Source organism: Acinetobacter calcoaceticus, from assembly GCF_051947995.1.
Classification (GTDB): Bacteria; Pseudomonadota; Gammaproteobacteria; order Pseudomonadales; family Moraxellaceae; genus Acinetobacter.
The window spans coordinates 60,427-80,388 of sequence record NZ_JBLVVH010000010.1; the positions used below are offsets into that span (position 1 = coordinate 60,427).

Here is a 19,962-nt window from a genome sequence, read left to right on the forward strand (position 1 = left end):
TTAAGATTATGAGCCAAACTACCAATACTGAAGATACAATTGACCTGAAAGAGCTGTTCTTTGCTTTGATTGCACAATGGAAGCTCATTGCGCTGTGTATTATTTTAAGCTTGGTGCTTGCTTTACTCTACCTGCGCGCAACTCCCAATACCTATTCAGTTGATGCGTTGGTTCAAGTGGAAGATAAAAAGGGAGCTTCTGCGGCCCTGCTCGGTGATCTCTCGCAAGTGATTGATCAGAAATCACCGGCACAGTCTGAAATCGAAATCTTAAAGTCACGCTTGGTACTTGGCTCGGTGATTCAGGCACTGCATCTGGACCTGAGTATTTCCAGTCCGGAAGATACTTTTTCGCATCGTTTATTCAATAAAGCCGATTACGCGACTGAATATAATCCTAAAGCAGTTACCTTTCATGATGAAGAAAAAAGCTTTGATATCCAGCAATTTGATGTACCAGTTCACTATCTAGATAAAACACTGAGTTTAAGTTTTAAGGATCAAAGTTTTAGTTTAACGGATCTGGCAACTGAAGAAGTACTTTTAACAGCACCATTAAATAAGCTGAATCAAATCAGTACCCGTTATGGTGTCTGGAAAATTGCGATTTTTACTAAAGACACCTTTGATACGCATTATCTGATCCAGAAGAGTTCTCTACCTGCCGCAGTTCAAGCGATTAATTCGAATTATTCAGTTGCAGAAAAAGGCAAACTGACTGGAATTTTAGGATTAGATTACCAAGGTCAGGACAAAGAGCATATTACTAAAGTGCTGAATGCAATTTTAGCTGCGTATAGCGCACAAAATGTCGAACGCCGCTCTGCAGAAACTGCACAAACCTTAAAGTTTCTGGATGAACAACTGCCTGATCTTAAAAAGCAACTGGATGACGCAGAGCGAGAGTTTAACAAGTTCCGCCAACAATATAATACCGTTGATGTCACTAAAGAATCTGAACTATATTTAACTCAAAGTATCACGCTTGAAACCAAAAAGATTGAGCTACAACAGCAACAGGCAGATCTGTCAGCCAAATATACGGCTGAGCATCCAGCGATGCGTGAAATTAATGCGCAGATTGCTGCATTAGATAAGCAAATCGCTGCACTAAATAGTACCTTGAAACAGTTGCCTGATGTTCAAAGACAATATTTACAACTGTATCGTGAAGTTGAAGTGAAAACACAGTTGTATACCGCTTTACTCAACTCATATCAGCAATTACGTATCGCCAAAGCCGGTGAAATTGGTAATGTACGGATCGTGGATACTGCCGTTGAGCCAGTGCAACCAATTAAACCGAAAAAATTACAGATTCTGATACTTTCGATCTTCCTCGGTGGATTCTTGGGCACTCTGATTGCATTGTTGCGTAATATGCTTCGCACAGGTGTGAAAGATTCAACTCAAATCGAGAATGAGTTTGATCTGCCAGTGTATGCCACTGTACCACGTTCGCCTGTTCAAGAAACCCGGATGAGTATCTTGAAGAAAAAGAAATCGATTCCAATTTTGGCGGTTAAACATAATGATGATATTGCGGTAGAAAGTTTACGTAGCATCCGTACCGCGATTCATTTTGCATTATCAAATGCAAAAAATAATATCATCATGATTGCGGGGCCATCACCCGAAGTTGGTAAATCATTTATTTCCACCAATTTAGCCACTATCCTTGCGCAGAGCAATAAAAAGGTATTGCTGGTTGATGCCGATATGCGTCGTGGCTATATGCATAAATACTTTAATCTTGATGTTAAACCAGGTTTATCTGAATATTTAAGTAATCTCGCAGACCTTAGCCAAGTGATCCATCAAACCGATGTAGCTGGGCTTAGTGTGATTGCACGGGGTAAAAATCCAACCAATCCATCTGAAATGTTGAGTTCAGAACAGTTTAAAGCCTTGATGGAACAGTTGAGCCAGCAATATGACCATATCATTATTGATACGCCACCAATCCTGGCAGTAACCGATGGTATTATTATTTCGCAATATGCGGGTGTGAATTTACTGGTCGCGCGTTATGCCAAATCACAAATGAAAGAGCTTGAACTGAGCCTGAACCGTTTTGAACAGGCCAATGTGAAAGTGAATGGCTTTATCCTGAATGACATTCAACGTTCTAGTGCCGGTTATGGTTATGGTTATAACTATTCATATGCTTATAAAGCCAATAAAGATGATTAAGCAAGCTTTAAATTGATTGTTAAAAAACCAGATCCCGTGATCTGGTTTTTTATGCTTAAACACATAAATCTTATAAAAAACCCACGCATTTTTGCGCTTAATTATTCAATGCCTCAGCTTAGACATGCTAAGATCATTGCCATATTTTTTATTCCAATCTCACTTTGGGACATCTCATGAGTAAAGCTTTACCTTTCGTTGTCGCAGCCGTATTAGGCGGTGCAGCACTCGTTCCTGTCTATTATGCAACTCAACACCCAGCGACTGAACTTGGGGCAAAAGCTGACAAAAATGCAGCGCCTGTCGCAAAGATCAGTTATGCACTCGGCTATGAAGTAGCTAAGCAAACACCACCAGAATTAGAAACAAGTGCATTTATTACAGGTTTCCGTGATGCCCATGCACAAAAACCTGCTGCATATACAGAAGAAGAGTTACAGGCAGCCTATGTAGAATTCCAGAAGCAGCTACAACAAAAGCAAATGGATGAAAGCAAAAAAGTTGAAGCAACCAATAGCAGCTTTCTAGCAGAAAATGCTAAGAAAGAAGGCGTGAAAACCACCGCTTCTGGCCTGCAATATAAAATCACCAAAGAAGGTACAGGCAAGCAACCAACTGCAAGCTCTATCGTGAAAGTTCACTACAAAGGTCAGCTTCCAGACGGTAAAGTATTTGATAGCTCTTATGACCGTGGCGAGCCAATTGAATTCCCACTGAACCAGGTTATTCCTGGTTGGACTGAAGGTCTACAGTTGATGAAAGAAGGTGGTAAGGCAACGCTTTATATTCCTGCCAACCTTGGTTATGGTGAGCAAGGTGTTCCTGGCTCAATTCCACCAAATAGCCCATTGGTATTTGACGTAGAATTAATCGCTGTAAAATAAATGATTTAAGGAGGGCTGGTGCCCTCCTTTATTTTTTTGGAAGATAGAATGAAAAGATTAGGCCTGATTTTAATTGCCTCAACCATCGGAACGGTTCAAGCAGCACCCATTTCAACAAAGAGTCCACAAAAAGATCAGCTTGGCTATAGCTACGGCTATCTGATGGGTCGAGGGAATGCAGAAACACTCAAAGATTTAAATATCGGGACCTTTGTACAAGGCTTACAGGAAGCCATGCAGGGTAAAGCCGCCTCTTTAACCGATGAAGAAATGGCTAATGTGCTAAATCAATATAAAAAGCGTCTGGAAGCCAAGCAACTGGTTGAGTTTCAGGAACAGGCCCAAAAAAATGATCAGTCCGGCAAAGCGTTTTTAGCGGAAAACGGCAAAAAAACGGATATCGTAACCACCAAATCAGGCTTACAATATCAAGTGCTACAAGCTGGTAAGGGAAAATCCCCCAAAGCCACCTCTACCGTTAAAGTCAATTATGAAGGCCGTTTACTGGATGGTACCGTATTTGACAGTTCTATCGCCCGTAATCATCCTGTAGAGTTCAAACTGAACCAGGTGATTGCAGGCTGGACGGAAGGTGTGCAAACCATGAAAGAGGGCGGTAAGACGCGCTTCTTTATTCCAGCCAATCTTGCTTATGGCGACGTTGGTTCAGGTGATGCGATCGGGCCGAACAGCACTCTAATTTTTGATATTGAATTATTACAAGTAAAGCCTTGATAAAACAAAGTACTCTTTATAAACAATAAAGAGTACTCTTATTAAAACTATAAATCCAACTTAGAAGCTAAATATGAGTTATAAATAAATTCACATTTTAGAAAATCAGCTAAATTATTTCTTTTTTTATTAATAATAATTAATGTCATCAAACTATTACAATTATGATCTTCTACTTTAATTTGTCTATAATAACTCCCATATAAATCTTTTACTTTTTTTTTGTCTAAAAAAACCCACCATCCCATACCAAATGAATAGGTCTGTTCATAAGGTCCTATGCCTTTGTTTTTAACGTTATAGTTCCACCTAAAAACTCCATTACGACCATCCATATAATTTGTCAAATAGATTTTATTGTTTTTTATATGTACTACTTTATTTAAAAATTGTTGATTCAACCCATTCCTATAGGATTTATAAAGATTATAGTTTTGCGAATTTTCGGGGTAGCTCTCTTGTAAAGATAATAATATCTTAGGCATCCTAAAAAAGTGAGAGGAGTCTGAAACCATATTTTTTAAAGGCTTTGGTTTGGTAATATTACTTGTACTATTATAGCCTGCATAGGCATAATCAGGGTAAGTATCAAAAACTCCTTTATCAAATAACCATCCACCTTCAGCATTAAATTCAGAGCGTTGTTTAAATACTTCTAAAGCTAAATCTCTAATATCTATAAGCGTTTTATTTTCAGGATAAAGCTTTAATAAGTTAGAAGCTGTCCCGAATATAAAAATATCCTCATCAGTAATTATACGTTTATAACCCACCTCTGGTCCAGCTTGGAGTTTCCATAAAATACGTTCTCTCAAAGTTGCAGGAATAGGTGGCATTCTCCATTGCTGGCCGCGAACATCGAGCCAAACCCTAACAATATTCTTTAATAAATAATCACCTAATTCTTGATTTCTAGCAAGTACGGCATACTCGCTTAAAAAATAAAAATATTGAAAATTGGCTAATCGTTGACGGAAATCTACAATATCGATATTTTTACTATCATCCGCTAGAAATTTCTCTATATGCTCATTAAATTTCGCTTTTAGCTTTGTATCGTTATTTTTATAAGCATAATATAATGGCACCATTAAGAAATGGGCAGCATTATATTTTTCTGAGGGCTCCCAAGTCTTAATTGATAAATAAGCTTCAGCTCCAATAGTGTTTTCGTCCTGTGCTAAAGCTAAACTTTGTAGACCTAGACCACATAGTAATGTGGCTATCACTTGAGGAATCCTTTTATTTTTAAACTTCATAATCTTTCACCTCACACACCATATTTAGAGCAGGCATTTAACATTTCGAATAGAAGTATCACTATTAAAATAACTGTTTAACATTATTTAAATAAATTTAACTATCCTAATGCTTTAAATGTCTCGGTCTAAATCCTGTCACCAGCAGACCAATGAGGTAAGCAACTACCCCCACCACACATAAACCAATCACTTCTGCAATACGCAGCCATTGCGAGACTTCTCCCTGATACCAGGTTAAGCCATACCACAATGCCGCAATCATCGCGATATTGGCCACTGCATATTGAAACGCCAGTTTTTTCCAATGTGCCCCGAAACGGAAAATATTACGTTTATGTAGATAGAAATACAGCATGCCCGCATTCACCAAAGCAGAGCCAGAAGAGGCTAAAGCCAAAGCCATATGTTCCGCCTGCCAGTCGATCAGCTTAAAGAAACCGATAAACACCACGTTAAGAATGGCATTGGCCGCAACCGCCATTAAGCCCACCCGAACAGGCGTCTTGGTATCTTGCTGCGCATAGAAGCCCGGAGCAAACACTTTGATCAGCATAAACGAGATTACCCCTGCACTCATACATTGCAGTGCCAGAGCGGTCATCTTGGTGTCTTCCCAAGTAAACTCACCGCGTTGGAATAGCGCTTGAATGATCGGCGTCGACAGCATAAATAAGGCAATACTGGCAGGAATTCCGACCAGCATAATTACTCTGGCGGCCCAATCAATCATACTTCTAAATTTGGTTTGGTCCTGTTCAGCATGGCGCGCAGACAATGATGGTAAAATCACGGTACCAATCGCGACACCAATCAGTCCCAAGGGTAACTCGGTCATCCGCTCGGCACTGTATAACCATGAGACTGAACCATCCTGCATAAAGGAGGCCCAAATGGTATTTAGCAACAAGTTAATCTGGGTGACCGATACACCAAATAAAGCAGGTAACATCAGCTTTAAGATGCGATCCACACCTTCATGTTTGAAATCCACTTTAGGTGGAATCAGCAAATTTTTCTTCCATAATTCCGGAATCTGAATTGCTAGTTGCAGAACACCCGCGGCAACCACCGCCCAACCCAATGCCATAATCGACTCAGCCATATACGGCGTCAACCACCACGCCCCAGCAATCATTGCCACATTGAGCAAGACCGGAGAAAACGCAGGTGAAGCAAAAGAACCATAACTGTTGAGAATACTGCTGGCAAAGGCCGTCAAGGACATAAACATCAGATAAGGAATGGTCAGGCGGAACATGTCGACCGCGAGCTCAAACTTCTCTGGGTCGTTATGGAAACCCGGCGCATAGAGATAAATAATGGCAGGCGCAGCGACCATCGCCACAAAGGTCAGTAAGGACATGGCCGTGAGCAAACAACCAAACACCCGACTAATGAGAATCTGCACTTCAGCATGAGCGCGGCTGGTTTTATATTCAGTTAAAACCGGAATAAAGGCTTGAGAAAAAGCCCCTTCTGCGAATAAGCGCCTAAAAAAGTTGGGAATACGAAAGGCAACAACGAAAGTATCGAAGTCCTTACCCGCACCAAATACATTAAGCAGTACCACATCACGTACCAGCCCCAACACCCGGGATAACATTGTCATTGCACTGACAATTACAGTCGATCGCCACAATGCCATCGCACTCACCTACGGCTTATCTTTTAAAAAGCGTTATTGTAATGAAAGTCCTGATGGATTTCGTTGTGAAATTATAAATCTATCGATGTTTTTTCGGCTAACTTGTGTTGAGCAAGCAAATTCCGGAACAATGGCCAATCAAAATATTCACCTGGATCGGTTTTACGTTTGGGTGCAATGTCAGAATGCCCTGCAAGATGATTCTGAATTTTTGGGTAAGCCTGCTGTAAGATGCTGACCACTTCAACCAGAGACTGGTATTGTTCGGGCTCAAAGGGTAAATCATCACTCCCCTCCAGTTCGATCCCGATCGAATAATCATTACATTCTTTCTGTGCAAGATAGCTTGAACGTCCTGCATGCCAGGAACGCTCATTAAAGTTCACAAACTGAATCACTTCACCTGTGCGCAAAATCAGCAGGTGTGCCGAGACCTGCATCCCTTCAATAGTCTGAAAATAAGGATGGAGCGACCAGTCCAGCTGGTTCTGAAAAAATTGCTGAATATAGCCCCCACCAAACTGGGAAGGCGGCAAACTGATATTGTGGATAACGATCAGTTGAATATCGGTTCCGGCAGGCCGTGCATTAAAATTAGGCGAGGCAATCTGGGTCGCCCCCACCAATACACCCTCTTGTACTTGAGCAAATCTAGCGTGTTGCATTGTGACTCGAATCAGCAATTTAATCTGTATAGGCGCCATTCTGCCATGCTTTCTCCAGAATAATCGAGATGAAATACTTATTTTTTATGGGGAGAGTGCTAATATAATGCACACGTTTTTTAGTCAAACATACACTGGAACTGGTATGAGTATTCCTCAATCTTTGCTTGAACAATCTATTCAAATCAATATTCAACAGGCATTACAGGAAGATATTGGGGATGGCGATATTACCGCCATGCTTACACCAGTCGATGAGCAAGCCACTGCAACCATTATTAGCCGTGAAGAGATGGTATTGGCAGGTCAGCCTTGGGTGAATGCCTTGATTCAAGCCTATGATAACAGCGTGCAAGTGACCTGGTTAAAGCAAGAAGGTGATGTTGTTGCGGCAAATGAAGCGTTTCTAAAACTCGCTGGTTCAGCGCGCAGCTTACTCACAGTAGAACGTCCAGCTTTAAACTTTATCCAAACCATGTCTGCGGTTGCGACTAAAACCGCTAACTATGTCAAACAGCTCGACGGTTTACATACCAGACTGCTCGATACTCGTAAAACCTTACCAGGCCTGCGTATTGCACAAAAATATGCGGTAGCCATCGGTGGCGGACAAAATCACCGCTTAGGTTTATTTGATGCATTCCTGATTAAAGAAAATCATATTATGGCTGCTGGCGGCATTGCCCAGGCCATCACCAAAGCCCACGAAATCGCACCAGGCAAACCGGTCGAAGTCGAAGTGGAAACTTGGGAGGAGTTAAATCAGGCCCTAGAAGCAGGGGCTGATATCGTGATGCTGGATAACTTTAGTCAACAACAGATGATTGATGCGGTGAAACACGTTGCAGGTCGCTGCAAGCTAGAAGCATCGGGCAATATCACTATTAAAAATTTACGTGAAGTGGCGACCACTGGCGTGGATTACATTTCAATGGGTGTATTGACCAAAGATGTAACAGCGGTTGATTTATCGATGCGTTTTAACGCTTAAGCCTGATCGGTCTCTTTGTTTTGAGATTCAGGTTTTTGTGAAGCTAAAATTTCTGTGTTCTTAGCGACTTCTGTCGTTTCAACTTGCCACGCTGATTTGGCTTCGGTCGAATCAGTGGCGCGTGGATCTGCCGCCATTAAAACAAAAGTTACTGCGGTGAGTAACACCAAAAATACCTGTAACATGCTTTCCCTTCAATGTGTTTGTTTCAATTTGCCTCAATCTAACAAATTTAAATGAGTCAAATCAGTGGGCTGTGTTACAGGCATGTAAACTCTCGGTAATGTTGTGTTGACGATGCTGGCTTTATGTCTGCTTTCCTTTCTGGCTGTGTAAGCCTACAATGCTCAGTACCGTGACTGATTAAAATAATAACGATGGATAGCATATTTGAGGCTTTACTCCACTTACTTTTTAAGTTTTTCCGCTTTGTATTTATGAATGTGATCTTTGAACTTCTTTTGAAGGATTGTTCCGCAGTATCGGTTATACGGTCGTCCGCTGTTATCGTCTCGGGCAGCGGGTGGATTTTGAAAGTACTGAAGTATGTGTAGCGGGTTTTCTTAGTGTGTCGCTGCGGATCGCACTCTGCCTTTACTTTTTATTACGCTAATCGAATCTAAAAAAGCAGTCCAAGTGCTCACCTGGACTGCTTTTTCTGATCTCATCCAATAATTTATAACTCCATAAAGCCCATATAGGGATCAGAAATCGAGTCTTCATTGGTTTCAATACGCCCAGCAAAACGACGGCGATAGCTCGGATCATTTTCAATGGTGACGGTAAAATCATACCAGCCGCCGAACTCGCTCATATCCCAGCTCAGTTCCTGTTCAGCCGCAGCCGTTTCGATCTGCCAAGTCTTATTCGACAAATAGGCGTTGGCTTTGACCAACAATTTTGCAGTCTGCCCCGCATCATTACGTACTTTCAGAAACAGTTTGGGATCACATTCTTCCATACAGACCCGGATTTCTGGCAATGCCTGAATTTGTGCGATCTGCGTCAGGTCACCGCTAAAGCTACGATGAAAACCATTAGGACCCAATACCCACAAATCATACTGATTGTCTTTGCTCAGCCAAATATCATCCAGTTGCTTGCCTGCTTCCACCATATAACGGCGCGGTACCGCATCCAGATTTAATTTATCATAGACATGGAATACGGCTGCATGTGTCCCGGTATTAGAGAACATCAGTTTGACTGTTTTCGCGCTGCTATCCACTTTGGCACTGGTGTGTAATATATATGGCAAGGCACGCGATGGTCGGATACCCAGTTCCTGAACAGGATAAGTCTGGTTGTCTGGACGGCTGACTTGCGCCAATTGCTCCTGTGCTTTGCGAATTGCATCAGCTTCAGCTTTACTCTTCTTACCTGCCAGATCCGGCATAGGCAGTAGATTCGGGGTCTTAAAGTTAAAGGCCGAGGTTAAATCACCACATACGGCACGACGATAAGGACTGATATTTGGCTCTTGTACTCCAAAGCACTGTTCTAGGAAACGAATTACGGAGGAGTGGTCAAACACCTGTGAGTTGACCCAGCCGCCACGGCTCCACGGTGAAATGATATACATCGGCACACGAATCCCGGGCCCATAGACCCCGACCCCATTACTGATTTTCGGGTCGGTAAAATTCGGTTGACCACTGGATGCCTTGGCATGTGTTGCATACTCATAGGACATTTGTTCTTTACTTAAGGTCGATTTACCATAGACCTCACCAGATATATCCATCGAAGGTGCACTTGGTGAAGGTACATGGTCAAAGAAGCCATCATTTTCATCGAAGTTAATCAGGAAAACCGTCTGGCTCCAGAGTTCCGGACGCGCTGTGAGCGCATTGAGGACTTCCTGAATATACCATGCACCTTGTACAGGACTTGAAGGGCCAGGATGTTCACTATAGGTTGCAGGGGCCACCAGCCAGCTCACCTGCGGTAACTGCCCTTTGGCAATATCCTCTTTAAATGAACCGAGAAATCCGCCATCTGGCATGGTATTGGCAATCCCTTTATACAAGGGCTGTCTGGCATCAATGGCTGGGTCATAGGCTGGGCAAATGGTACTGTTATTCACAGGTTTGCCTGATAATTCATTGGCACGGCGGTATTTTTTAAAACCAGCCAATGGGTTATCGGTAAAGTTATCTGGCATGTTTTGATAGACTTTCCAGCTGACGCCTGCTTGCTGCAGGCGTTCAGGATAAGTGGTCCAGTCATAACCGGTGAGAGATGATCCGATCGAGTCCAGATCATTGACCACGCTGGCAACATTGGCCCCGGTTGGACCATTGGTTCCCGTCCAGATAAACATACGGTTGGAGTTGGTTCCGGTGTGCATGGCGCAGTGATACGCATCACACAAGGTAAATGCATTGGCTAAGGCAAACTGGAACTCCACTTCCTGTTGTTTGTAATAGCCCATCGATTGTGGTTGCTTGTATTGCACCCATTTTCCCATCCGGCCATGATCCCAGGCATATTGCCCATCGGTCCATGAATGCGGTGTGCCACTGACCCGCTGCGCATTACCGCGACTGCTGTCTAAATGATATGGATAGACCTTGTTCTTTTTCGCATCGTACTGTTCCCAGACTTTACGGCCTTCACTTAAAGGAATGGTAAAACGGTCGCCAAATCCGCGTACCCCTTTCAAGGTGCCAAAATAATTATCAAAAGAGCGATTTTCCTGAGTCAGGATCACCACGTGTTTCACGTCTTTGATGGTGCCGGTCTCGACCTTGGCATCAATCGCCAGTGCCTTTTGAATACTCATTGGAAAACTGGTCAGCGCCGCAGTCCCAAATAGTGCCTTAGTCGAATTTAATAAAAAGTCACGACGATTCATTTTATTCATTTCCTTATTATTATTCTTTAAGGGGCGCAATGCATCTTGCAGTTTGAGGTAGGTGGCTTCGGCTCTGGCTGAGCGTTATTGTTATCACCACTATCGCTATCGTTACAGGCACTGAGTAACAGGCAGCTCCCAGCAAGTAAGGCTAAAAAGAAATTTCGCATTTGACGATCCGTTCAATATCAGTGCAGATAGTCAATACAATCTAAATGACAGTTCGATGATGATTTGATCGCAATTTGATGACAAAAAAACAAGATAAAAAAAGGCGGTCTAAACACACCAGACCGCCCGCACTATCAACTGGAACTTACCAACCGAGTGCCTGCTGTTGCTTTTGAATCAATTCCGCGATTCCTTTTTCTGCAAGCTCTAACATGGCATTGCACTGTTGACGGGTAAACGGTTTATCTTCTGCCGTTCCCTGAATTTCAATAAATTCACCCGCTTGTGTCATCACCACATTCAAATCGGTTTGGCAATTTGAATCTTCTTCGTAGCATAGATCGAGGAGGACTTCGTCTTTATACATACCGACCGAAATTGCTGCGACTAAACTCTTTAATGGATCCTGTTTAATTTTCTTGTTGCTGAGCAATACATTCATGGCATCCACCAAAGCCACTGCTGCACCCGTAATCGCTGCAGTACGGGTACCGCCATCGGCCTGAATTACATCACAGTCGATGGTAATGGTATTCTCACCCAACTTCTTCAAGTCCACCATGGCACGTAAACTACGGCCAATCAGACGCTGGATTTCCTGAGTACGACCAGTTTGTTTACCACGCGCTGCTTCACGATCACTACGGGTATGGGTTGAGCGTGGCAACATGCCATATTCAGCGGTTACCCAGCCTTGACCCTGACCTTTCAGGAAGCGTGGTACCGAGTTATCAATACTCGCCGTACACAACACTTTAGTATGACCAAACTCAACCAAAACTGAGCCTTCTGCGTAACGGGTATAGTTACGGGTAATTTTTACCTCACGTAATTGGTCTAATGCTCTTTGGTCAATACGCATAACGATTCCTTAAAACTATGGCTCAAATATCATTGCGCCATAGTATAGCTCAATTACACGCGCTTTCAGTTTTACTTATTCGTTACAATTCACCCAATTAAGCAAACTTAAACTTTGACTTAAGGTTGCTCCAACCTTGTGCCAGTTGCGCAGAGAAGTCATTTGGCAATGAACATTTGGCCAAACGCACCCACACCGTCCAGAACTGCTTCATAAAATTGGCTTCGTTATAATTCACGCCATATTCGGCACATAAGGCCCTGATTTGTGGTGCCACCTGTTCATAACGATTGGCAGGCATATCTGGAAATAAATGATGCTCGATCTGATGGCTCAAATTGCCACTCATGAAGTGCATCCACTTCCCGCCAGTGAAATTACTCGAACCACGAATCTGGCGCAGGTACCACTGAGCCTTGGTCTCGTTCTCGGTATTGTCCGCTTCGAAGGTCTCGGCATCTTCAGTAAAGTGACCATTAAAAATTACTGCTGATGACCACAGGTTCCGGATAATATTGGCGACGGCATTACCCGCCAATACTGGAATAAAGTTGACAGTGGCAATGGCCGGGAAGAATACATAATCTTTCAGCACCTGGCGTCTGGCTTTTTTACGGAACTCTGCCGCATCTGCCCAGACCTGTTTCCAGGTTTTGGTTTTATATACCAGTGCATCTTCCAGATGCAGGTTTTGCACTCCGACATACCACTGGAAAAAGAACATCAACTGTAAGGCCAACGGAATATTGGCCAAATGGCGTACTTCCCATTTCTGGTCTTCTGTGACACGTAAAATGCCATAACCCACATCATGGTCCTTACCGACAATATTGGTATAGGTATGGTGCATATAGTTATGGGTATAGCGCCAGTCATTGCCTGAACAGGTATTGTCCCAGTCGTAATCTTCGCCACGTAAGCTTGGATCATTGAGCCAGTCAAACTGTCCATGCATCACGTTATGGCCCAGTTCCATATTCTCGACGATCTTAGACACACCCAGCATGGCGGTTCCCAGCAACCATACCGGTGGAATCCAGCCACCGAACATCAACATGCCACGCGATGCGATTTCGGTATAACGCACGAAATTACGCACTTTATAAATATATTTTGAATCCTGCTCACCAAGGTTTTGCATCACTTCCAGTCGGATTTGCTCGACACGGCGACCAAACTCTTCAACCTGTTCAGGGGTTAAATGCGCTGACTTGGATGCATTTTTAAATTCTAATGCCATATTCATTGTGCTGATCCTCAAATATCTTTGTTTTTATAGGTCAATGGTGACTGGGCTCAGTGCCTGGCTCACACATAACTTGATTGGACGATTCGGTTGATCATCAATTTCACCCGTGAGCAGGTTCTGGGTCACGCCGCTAACTTTGGTACAGCTGCAGCGGTTACACACACCCATGCGGCAACCATGTTGTGGTCGTAAGCCCGCTTGCTCTGCACTGCTCAACAGATTGGTGGTTGCAATAAAATTCTGTTGTGCACGACGGAAGCTAACCGGTTGTGCTTCACTGGAGTGCTCGACTTGTACAGGTTGGAAAAATTCTTGATGAAAGTTTTCCGCTGCCGCATGCTGGGTATAAATCTGTTGCGCCTGTTTCATCATGCTGTGGTGACCACAAGCATAGGCTTGCATCTGTTCAAAATTCGGGACTAACTTTTCTAACAATGCTACATCTAAATGCTGTTTTTGCTGTGCCGTATTAAAGAAGTGATAGTGCAACTGTGGATATTGCTCAGCCAAGGCCAAGATGTCCTGATGCAATACTTCAGCACGGTTAAAATACAGCACATGCACGTGTTCAAGCTGCTGTTGCAACGCTTGTTTTAATAAAGCATAAATTGCAGTAATACCAGAACCTGAAGCAATCAGTAAGGCAGGCTGCTGACCTTGATGTAAGACGAAATCACCTTGTGGCTGAGAGATCTCGAAACTGTCTCCAACACGTAATTGTTGTGCTGCTTTAGACACCACACCTTGCACTTTAATGCCTAGACGGATTTCGCCTTGCGGCGTGACCTCAATAATCGAATAACTACGTTGCTGATAGACCCCGTTAATCATCAGGGTAATTAAAACGCTTTGGCCTGCTTTTACCTGGCGAACATCAAAATGATGATTGGGCTTTAAGCTGAGGGAGACCATATCTTCGCTCAGTGGCTGCACAGCAGTGACTTGCGCAAGAATGCGTTTCCAGGCGAAGGTTGGCTTGATCTTTTGCAAGATAAAATCAACGAAATCTTCTCGAATCCAGTGGGGCTGATAACTTAACTCTGCGTTCATACGTTCCTCGTTTTGTATCTGGCTATTTATTTTGAGTGAACAAATGTTCATGTAGTGAACATGTGTACACTATATTTATTTGTGTTCACTGAGTCAACACTTGTTCACTAATTTTTTGAATATTTTTTATACGTGTTATAAGCCACTCAAAAGATGGGGAAAATAAAGCGCTTCTCTCAGATACCGCATGTAATTTGCACCTCTGTTGTGCGTGCAAAGATCAAAAACATCTGTATTTAGCAATGTACGAAGACTAAAAAGTTTCTGTTTTTTTTGCTAGACTCTTTGGTATGGTTTTAATGGATCTTATTCATGTCGATTAGAGATGAACGAAAACAACAGAGTCGACAGGCTTTACTGGATGCAGCCCTCCACCTGAGTACCGCAGGACGCTCATTTAGTAGCATTAGCTTGCGTGAAGTTGCACGTGAAGTTGGTTTGGTACCAACGGCGTTTTATCGTCATTTTCAAGACATGGATGCGCTCGGACAAGAGCTGGTCGATCAGGTTTCCTTGCATTTAAAAAGCCTGATTCATCAATTGGGCCAAAGTTACTTGCAACATAGCGGTTCGGCAAAAACCCGCACCAGCATTGAGTTATTTGTACAGGCCGTCAATCACAGCCCGCAACAATGGCAATTTATGATTGCGGAACGCTGGGGGGGATCTGAAACGGTACGTATTGCAATTGCACGTGAAATTGAATTCCTGATCGAAGATCTGGCCATTGACCTGTGCAAGCTCGAAACCTTCAAACATATCAAGGAAGCCAAGCATTTACAGGTACTTTCAACCATCCTGATCAATATGTCATTTACCTGGGCCATGACCTGGATCAATCTGCCAAAACAATTCACGATCGATCATTTACTCGAACAACAAAACCTGTTTATTGACAATGCAGCGACACAAGTGCGCTTATTATTCAGTGGGATTTCCAACTGGGAACCCCAAAACGCTTGACCATATCCAAACCAAAGTTTGATATATAAAAGCATTGCTTCGCGTTATGATGCATTGGACACTAATGCAAATGCAGTGTAGAACACTATGAGGAGCTTATAAGCATCATGAATCCAGATCGTCATACTCAGTTCTTAATTCGTAAAGAAAAAATCTTGCAGGTTGCAGAAAAGCTGTTATTAGAAAACAACCAAGAAATGACCCTCGATGAACTGGTTGCTGAACTGGATATTGCCAAAGGCACCTTATATAAACATTTCCGTAGTAAAAATGAGTTACTGCTGGAACTGATTATCCAAAATGAAAAAGAAATCTTAAAAATTTCAGATAAATACAATACTGATGTCAAAGAGTATGCACCACGATACATGCTCTATCATCTCACCTCACCAAGCCGTACCATTCTGCTGCATCAGTTAGAAGAACATCTGACCATGACTGAATCCAAGTTAAAGCATCTGTTTGATGAGCTTTACTCGATCCGTCAACAACGTATTGTGTCGTTGAAAGACATGACTGAAAAATATTTAAAATCACAGAATTACGATATGTCGATTCGTGATTATCTGTCTTATATCTGGTCACTGACCTACGGCGCGGCCTTATTATTGAACTCGAGCTACTACCAACGTTCGATCGGTTCACGTGAGAAATTGATTAATCTGTATGTCAATCAGGCCTTGTCGCTGCCCACCCAGAAAGTCCAGATTGATTTAAAAGACTTCCAACTGGATCAAGACTAAATAAAAAAAGGACTGTCGTGGCAGTCCTTTTTTTATTTGAAAATACATCAATTATTTTGCTTTGCGTTCTTTTTCCAACAAGTAATTCACTACTTGAGTAACTTTACCATCTTCACCCTGAACCACATACTTACCATTTACCACCACAGCAGGAACACCCGTCAACTGATACTGCTGAGCCAGTTTATTTGACTCGGCGATTTTTGCCGTGATTGGGAAAGAGTTAAACATGCTGTTAAATTTCTGCTCAGGTACACCGTAACGCGCAAAGAATTTTGCCTGAGAAGCCTGATCAAAGATTTGCTGACCACCTTCATGAATCGCATGGAACAGTGGAATATGGGTCTTTTTACGCACACCTAGTGCTTCAGAAACGTAATAACCACGGGCACCTTGTTCCCATACTTTATTCATGGCAGCCGGTGTACGAAGGAAATAAACATCTTTTGGAATCTGCTTTAACCATGCTTGCATATGTGGTTCAAGCTTGAAGCAGTGCGGGCAACCATACCAGAAGAACTCACGCACTTCGAGCTGGCCTGCTGGTGCGACCGTTTTGCCTGGATTTGCAATGACGGTATAGTCCTTACCAGCCACAAAATCAGCTGCCACAGCATTCATTGAAAATGCTAATGCAGCTACACTCAAACCACTTAATACTAACTTTTTCATTGACTTTGCTTTTCCTCTAAGCATTTTTCGTAAGTTTATATGCTAAATATAAAACAAACACGAGCAATTCGTTTTGCTTCTGTGAAGTTTTTTATTGGATTTATCGCTTTTTTTGCCAGAATCGCTACACTACCAACAGATTAAACCTAAATAATCATCCTAATATAGAGGTGACACCATGTCGCAATTGAATGTTGACCCGCAAGAAATCGCAAAATTTGAAGCATTGGCTGCCAAATGGTGGGATCAACATTCTGAATTCCGCCCGCTCCATCAAATCAACCCTTTACGTCTAAACTGGGTGGATGAACGCGTGGGCGGCCTGGCAGGCAAGAAAGTCCTTGATGTCGGCTGTGGTGGCGGGATTCTGGCAGAAAGCATGGCACGTCGTGGTGCCAATGTTGTAGGCATTGATATGGGTGAAGCGCCGCTTGCGGTGGCACGTTTGCATGCCCAACAGGACAATGTTGAAAATATTGAATACCGTCAGATCCCAGTCGAGCAACTGGCGCAGGAACAAGCCGGTCAATATGATGTGGTAACCTGTATGGAAATGATGGAACATGTACCAGACCCTGCTTCAATCGTGAAAGCCTGTCAGGCTTTGGTTAAGCCAGGCGGTCATGTGTTCTTCTCGACCATTAACCGTAATCCGAAATCATATTTATTTGCCATTATCGGTGCGGAGTACGTGCTTCGTTTACTGCCAAAAGGCACGCATGACTATCATAAATTCATCCGTCCTTCAGAAATGGCACATGATATCCGCAATGCAGGTCTCACCCTCAAAGAAATGACCGGTTTACATTACAACCCGATCACTAAACATTACTGGTTAGCACCAAATGTTGACGTGAATTATATGGTTCATACCACAAATACAGGTGCGTGATGAAAGCTGTTTTATTTGATCTTGATGGTACGCTGATCGATACCGCTGCCGACTTTATCCGTATCATTCAACAAATGTGTCGTGATGAGCAGCGCCCTGTCGTGGATGCCGCAACCATTCGCACGCAGGTGTCTGAAGGCGCACGTGCCATGGTGAAACTGGTCTATCCCGAATTAGAGATGACCGATCCTGTATTTTTAGGGCATCGCCAGCGCTTTTTAGACGTCTATGGTGACAATATTGTAGTCGACACCAATTTGTTTGAAGGCATGTATCCTTTACTGGAAGAACTGGAAGCTCACGATATCCCTTGGGGTATTGTGACCAATAAGCCCCGTGGCTTAAGTGAGCTTTTACTTGCGGCCTTAAACCTGACCGATCGTTGCGCTGTACTGGTTTGCCCGGAAGATGTCAGCCACACCAAACCCGATCCGGAACCCATGTATCTGGCAGCTAAAAAGCTTAATCTTGATGCCAAAGACATCATTTATGTCGGTGATCATCCACGTGATATTGATGCAGGCCGTAATGCAGACATGTATACCATTCTGGCAGCCTATGGTTATTTACCTGTAGAATCACGTGATGATCTGGCGGCATGGCAGGCCGATGCCATTATTCACACCATCCCCGAATTACACCAGCTGCTCAAACAGAAAATCACTGTTTTGTCAGAAAATCAGGGTATGATGGGTTAATTATTAATGATAAAAACAGGAGGCATAACAATGAAATATTCAGAATATCAACCTCGTCCAGATTTGCTGAAAGACCGTATTATCCTGATCACAGGTGCCGGTGATGGTATTGGACGTGCTGCTGCGATGAGTTATGCCCTTCATGGTGCAACCGTTGTATTACACGGCCGTACCCTGAATAAACTTGAAGTGATCTATGACGAAATCGAAGGTTTAGGTGCGCCTCAACCTGCAATCTTACCTTTGCAGCTTTCAACGGCTTCAACGCATGACTACGAGCTTCTGGTCAATACGCTAGAACAGCAATTCGGTCGCCTTGATGGCATCTTGCATAATGCAGGCATGCTCGGAGACCGTGTTGAACTGGCAGAATATCCGGTCGATGTCTGGGATGATGTCATGGCAGTCAATTTACGTGCGCCTTTTGCCCTTACCCAGGCCTTATTACCGTTGCTACAGAAATCTGAACACGCCTCTGTGGTATTTACCAGTTCCAGTGTGGGACGTGAAGCCCGTGCCTTATGGGGTGCCTATTCGGTCTCTAAAGTAGCAACTGAAGCCATGAGCAAAATCTTTGCCGCTGAAAATACCTATCCAAATATCCGTTTTAACTGCATCAATCCAGGGGGCACACGTACTGCAATGCGTGCCAAGGCCTATCCCGAAGAAGACCCAAAAGTTCTTCCAACACCAGATAGTATCATGCCAGCCTACCTATACCTGATGGGTGATGATAGTCTGGAGATGAACGGCCAAAGTATTGATGCTCAAGCTTAATTCACGCATTAAAATAATTCTAAATAACATTGGGCACTGACGTTAAAACTGCTTTTTCCAGAGAAATCAGTGAAGAATCTTCATCTTTTTAATGGAACAATGAATTGATCTTCACAGTTTCTCTGCATTTTTAACGTACAGTAGTTCACATGAGAGACATCCGAAGTCAATAAGGTGCATCATGAAAAAATTTTTCATTATCTTGGTATTAGGTTCGACAACCCTGTTCAGTAGCATGGGGAGTTTTGCAGGTCCACACGATCGTGATGAGGATTCGCGCGGTGGCGGCTGGCAAAACGGTCGTGGCTTTGATCGTCCGGATGGTGAAAATCGTCAACGTGAACGCCGTATGCGCGAAGAACGTGGTGTCGAGCGCTTAAAGCAACATCGCTGGCAGGCAGGTTATGTGATGCCGCAACATTATCGTGGCAACGGTTATAAAGTCGACTATAAAGACAACAATCTGCCTCGCCCTGGTCGTAACGAACAGTGGTATAAGATCAATAATGATTATATTTTAGTCAATTCGGATGATAACAGCATTATTCGAATTATGGGTTTCTAAATCCTTTTTAACAGACGGATGATATTAAAGTTGGGTTGTTGGTTTAGGAATAGATTTATCTTTTCATTTTTTTCGTTAAAATCAGATCA

At 43.1% G+C, this 19,962-nt stretch carries 19 protein-coding genes; 10 read left to right on the forward strand and 9 right to left on the reverse strand.

Annotated features, from left to right (window positions below):
* The first annotated feature begins 8 nt into the window (after positions 1-8).
* From ACNQO6_RS16010 to ACNQO6_RS16020, 3 genes are all read left to right on the forward strand, one after another.
* Entirely contained in the window at positions 9-2,192 is a 2,184-nt protein-coding gene (locus ACNQO6_RS16010; RefSeq protein WP_440209627.1) for a polysaccharide biosynthesis tyrosine autokinase, read from the forward strand.
* Between the two features lie 176 nt (positions 2,193-2,368).
* Positions 2,369-3,076, forward strand: a complete 708-nt coding sequence (locus tag ACNQO6_RS16015; RefSeq protein WP_440209628.1) for an FKBP-type peptidyl-prolyl cis-trans isomerase — start codon at positions 2,369-2,371, stop codon at positions 3,074-3,076.
* A 48-nt stretch (positions 3,077-3,124) separates the two neighbouring features.
* Complete coding sequence (locus tag ACNQO6_RS16020; RefSeq protein WP_440209629.1) at positions 3,125-3,811, forward strand: FKBP-type peptidyl-prolyl cis-trans isomerase; 687 nt, start codon at positions 3,125-3,127, stop codon at positions 3,809-3,811.
* A 47-nt stretch (positions 3,812-3,858) separates the two neighbouring features.
* Here ACNQO6_RS16020 and ACNQO6_RS16025 read toward each other — a convergent pair whose 3' ends face one another.
* The 3 genes from ACNQO6_RS16025 to ampD all read right to left on the reverse strand — a co-directional run bounded on the left by ACNQO6_RS16025 (position 3,859) and on the right by ampD (position 7,383).
* On the reverse strand, positions 3,859-5,070 hold the full coding sequence (locus tag ACNQO6_RS16025; protein ID WP_440209630.1) for a hypothetical protein: 1,212 nt from the start codon (positions 5,068-5,070) through the stop codon (positions 3,859-3,861).
* Positions 5,071-5,176: 106 nt separating this feature from the next.
* Entirely contained in the window at positions 5,177-6,727 is a 1,551-nt protein-coding gene (murJ, locus tag ACNQO6_RS16030; protein WP_440209631.1) for a murein biosynthesis integral membrane protein MurJ, read from the reverse strand.
* Between the two features lie 62 nt (positions 6,728-6,789).
* Positions 6,790-7,383 (reverse strand): 1,6-anhydro-N-acetylmuramyl-L-alanine amidase AmpD, encoded by a 594-nt coding sequence (gene ampD / locus ACNQO6_RS16035; protein ID WP_262476291.1) that lies wholly within the window; start codon positions 7,381-7,383, stop codon positions 6,790-6,792.
* A 145-nt stretch (positions 7,384-7,528) separates the two neighbouring features.
* Between ampD and nadC the strand changes: the two genes are divergently transcribed.
* Positions 7,529-8,374, forward strand: coding sequence for a carboxylating nicotinate-nucleotide diphosphorylase (gene nadC, locus ACNQO6_RS16040; RefSeq protein WP_440209632.1), 846 nt, complete (start codon positions 7,529-7,531; stop codon positions 8,372-8,374).
* Here the strand turns inward: nadC and ACNQO6_RS16045 are convergent.
* The 5 genes from ACNQO6_RS16045 to ACNQO6_RS16065 all read right to left on the reverse strand — a co-directional run bounded on the left by ACNQO6_RS16045 (position 8,371) and on the right by ACNQO6_RS16065 (position 14,563).
* A complete protein-coding gene (locus tag ACNQO6_RS16045; protein WP_440209633.1) occupies positions 8,371-8,559 on the reverse strand; it encodes an ABZJ_00068 family colistin stress protein in 189 nt (62 codons plus the stop codon). The genes nadC and ACNQO6_RS16045 overlap by 4 nt on opposite strands.
* A gap of 491 nt (positions 8,560-9,050) precedes the next feature.
* Entirely contained in the window at positions 9,051-11,231 is a 2,181-nt protein-coding gene (locus tag ACNQO6_RS16050; protein WP_440209634.1) for a phosphocholine-specific phospholipase C, read from the reverse strand.
* A gap of 316 nt (positions 11,232-11,547) precedes the next feature.
* A complete protein-coding gene (gene rph, locus ACNQO6_RS16055; protein WP_004773398.1) occupies positions 11,548-12,264 on the reverse strand; it encodes a ribonuclease PH in 717 nt (238 codons plus the stop codon).
* A 97-nt stretch (positions 12,265-12,361) separates the two neighbouring features.
* Positions 12,362-13,504 carry a fatty acid desaturase family protein gene (locus ACNQO6_RS16060; protein ID WP_440209644.1) on the reverse strand — a complete coding sequence of 381 codons (1,143 nt, stop codon included), beginning with the start codon at positions 13,502-13,504 and terminating at the stop codon, positions 12,362-12,364.
* 33 nt (positions 13,505-13,537) lie between these two features.
* On the reverse strand, positions 13,538-14,563 hold the full coding sequence (locus ACNQO6_RS16065; protein WP_440209635.1) for a flavin reductase family protein: 1,026 nt from the start codon (positions 14,561-14,563) through the stop codon (positions 13,538-13,540).
* A gap of 312 nt (positions 14,564-14,875) precedes the next feature.
* Here ACNQO6_RS16065 and ACNQO6_RS16070 point away from each other — a divergent pair, with 312 nt between their 5' ends.
* Together ACNQO6_RS16070 and ACNQO6_RS16075 are read left to right on the forward strand one after the other, a co-directional pair.
* Positions 14,876-15,526: a TetR family transcriptional regulator gene (locus ACNQO6_RS16070; RefSeq protein ID WP_343579592.1), complete on the forward strand. Its 651-nt coding sequence runs from the start codon at positions 14,876-14,878 to the stop codon at positions 15,524-15,526.
* Positions 15,527-15,633: 107 nt separating this feature from the next.
* Positions 15,634-16,269 (forward strand): TetR/AcrR family transcriptional regulator, encoded by a 636-nt coding sequence (locus ACNQO6_RS16075; RefSeq protein ID WP_004773406.1) that lies wholly within the window; start codon positions 15,634-15,636, stop codon positions 16,267-16,269.
* A gap of 51 nt (positions 16,270-16,320) precedes the next feature.
* Here ACNQO6_RS16075 and ACNQO6_RS16080 read toward each other — a convergent pair whose 3' ends face one another.
* Positions 16,321-16,941, reverse strand: coding sequence for a thiol:disulfide interchange protein DsbA/DsbL (locus tag ACNQO6_RS16080; protein ID WP_343579593.1), 621 nt, complete (start codon positions 16,939-16,941; stop codon positions 16,321-16,323).
* A gap of 178 nt (positions 16,942-17,119) precedes the next feature.
* Between ACNQO6_RS16080 and ubiG the strand changes: the two genes are divergently transcribed.
* The 4 genes from ubiG (at position 17,120) to ACNQO6_RS16100 (ending at position 19,873) form a co-directional block, all read left to right on the forward strand.
* Entirely contained in the window at positions 17,120-17,833 is a 714-nt protein-coding gene (ubiG, locus tag ACNQO6_RS16085) for a bifunctional 2-polyprenyl-6-hydroxyphenol methylase/3-demethylubiquinol 3-O-methyltransferase UbiG (RefSeq protein WP_262767029.1), read from the forward strand.
* Entirely contained in the window at positions 17,830-18,531 is a 702-nt protein-coding gene (locus ACNQO6_RS16090) for an HAD family hydrolase (RefSeq protein WP_440209636.1), read from the forward strand. Before ubiG ends, ACNQO6_RS16090 begins: the two co-directional genes overlap by 4 nt.
* Positions 18,532-18,561: 30 nt before the next feature.
* Complete coding sequence (locus tag ACNQO6_RS16095; RefSeq protein WP_032870827.1) at positions 18,562-19,308, forward strand: YciK family oxidoreductase; 747 nt, start codon at positions 18,562-18,564, stop codon at positions 19,306-19,308.
* Positions 19,309-19,489: 181 nt separating this feature from the next.
* Positions 19,490-19,873 carry an RcnB family protein gene (locus ACNQO6_RS16100; protein WP_343579596.1) on the forward strand — a complete coding sequence of 128 codons (384 nt, stop codon included), beginning with the start codon at positions 19,490-19,492 and terminating at the stop codon, positions 19,871-19,873.
* Positions 19,874-19,962 lie beyond the last annotated feature (89 nt).

What these genes read in the sequence shown, in the direction of transcription:
- ACNQO6_RS16050 (WP_440209634.1), bottom strand. Translation starts at nt 11,231, where the DNA reads ATGAATCGTCGTGACTTTTTATTAAATTCGACTAAGGCACTATTTGGG.
- ampD (WP_262476291.1), bottom strand. Translation starts at nt 7,383, where the DNA reads ATGCAACACGCTAGATTTGCTCAAGTACAAGAGGGTGTATTGGTGGGG.
- ACNQO6_RS16075 (WP_004773406.1), top strand. Translation starts at nt 15,634, where the DNA reads ATGAATCCAGATCGTCATACTCAGTTCTTAATTCGTAAAGAAAAAATC.
- ACNQO6_RS16065 (WP_440209635.1), bottom strand. Translation starts at nt 14,563, where the DNA reads ATGAACGCAGAGTTAAGTTATCAGCCCCACTGGATTCGAGAAGATTTC.
- rph (WP_004773398.1), bottom strand. Translation starts at nt 12,264, where the DNA reads ATGCGTATTGACCAAAGAGCATTAGACCAATTACGTGAGGTAAAAATT.
- nadC (WP_440209632.1), top strand. Translation starts at nt 7,529, where the DNA reads ATGAGTATTCCTCAATCTTTGCTTGAACAATCTATTCAAATCAATATT.
- ACNQO6_RS16010 (WP_440209627.1), top strand. Translation starts at nt 9, where the DNA reads ATGAGCCAAACTACCAATACTGAAGATACAATTGACCTGAAAGAGCTG.
- ACNQO6_RS16060 (WP_440209644.1), bottom strand. Translation starts at nt 13,504, where the DNA reads ATGGCATTAGAATTTAAAAATGCATCCAAGTCAGCGCATTTAACCCCT.
- ACNQO6_RS16070 (WP_343579592.1), top strand. Translation starts at nt 14,876, where the DNA reads ATGTCGATTAGAGATGAACGAAAACAACAGAGTCGACAGGCTTTACTG.
- ACNQO6_RS16045 (WP_440209633.1), bottom strand. Translation starts at nt 8,559, where the DNA reads ATGTTACAGGTATTTTTGGTGTTACTCACCGCAGTAACTTTTGTTTTA.
- ubiG (WP_262767029.1), top strand. Translation starts at nt 17,120, where the DNA reads ATGTCGCAATTGAATGTTGACCCGCAAGAAATCGCAAAATTTGAAGCA.
- ACNQO6_RS16080 (WP_343579593.1), bottom strand. Translation starts at nt 16,941, where the DNA reads ATGAAAAAGTTAGTATTAAGTGGTTTGAGTGTAGCTGCATTAGCATTT.
- ACNQO6_RS16100 (WP_343579596.1), top strand. Translation starts at nt 19,490, where the DNA reads ATGAAAAAATTTTTCATTATCTTGGTATTAGGTTCGACAACCCTGTTC.
- ACNQO6_RS16095 (WP_032870827.1), top strand. Translation starts at nt 18,562, where the DNA reads ATGAAATATTCAGAATATCAACCTCGTCCAGATTTGCTGAAAGACCGT.
- ACNQO6_RS16020 (WP_440209629.1), top strand. Translation starts at nt 3,125, where the DNA reads ATGAAAAGATTAGGCCTGATTTTAATTGCCTCAACCATCGGAACGGTT.
- ACNQO6_RS16025 (WP_440209630.1), bottom strand. Translation starts at nt 5,070, where the DNA reads ATGAAGTTTAAAAATAAAAGGATTCCTCAAGTGATAGCCACATTACTA.
- ACNQO6_RS16015 (WP_440209628.1), top strand. Translation starts at nt 2,369, where the DNA reads ATGAGTAAAGCTTTACCTTTCGTTGTCGCAGCCGTATTAGGCGGTGCA.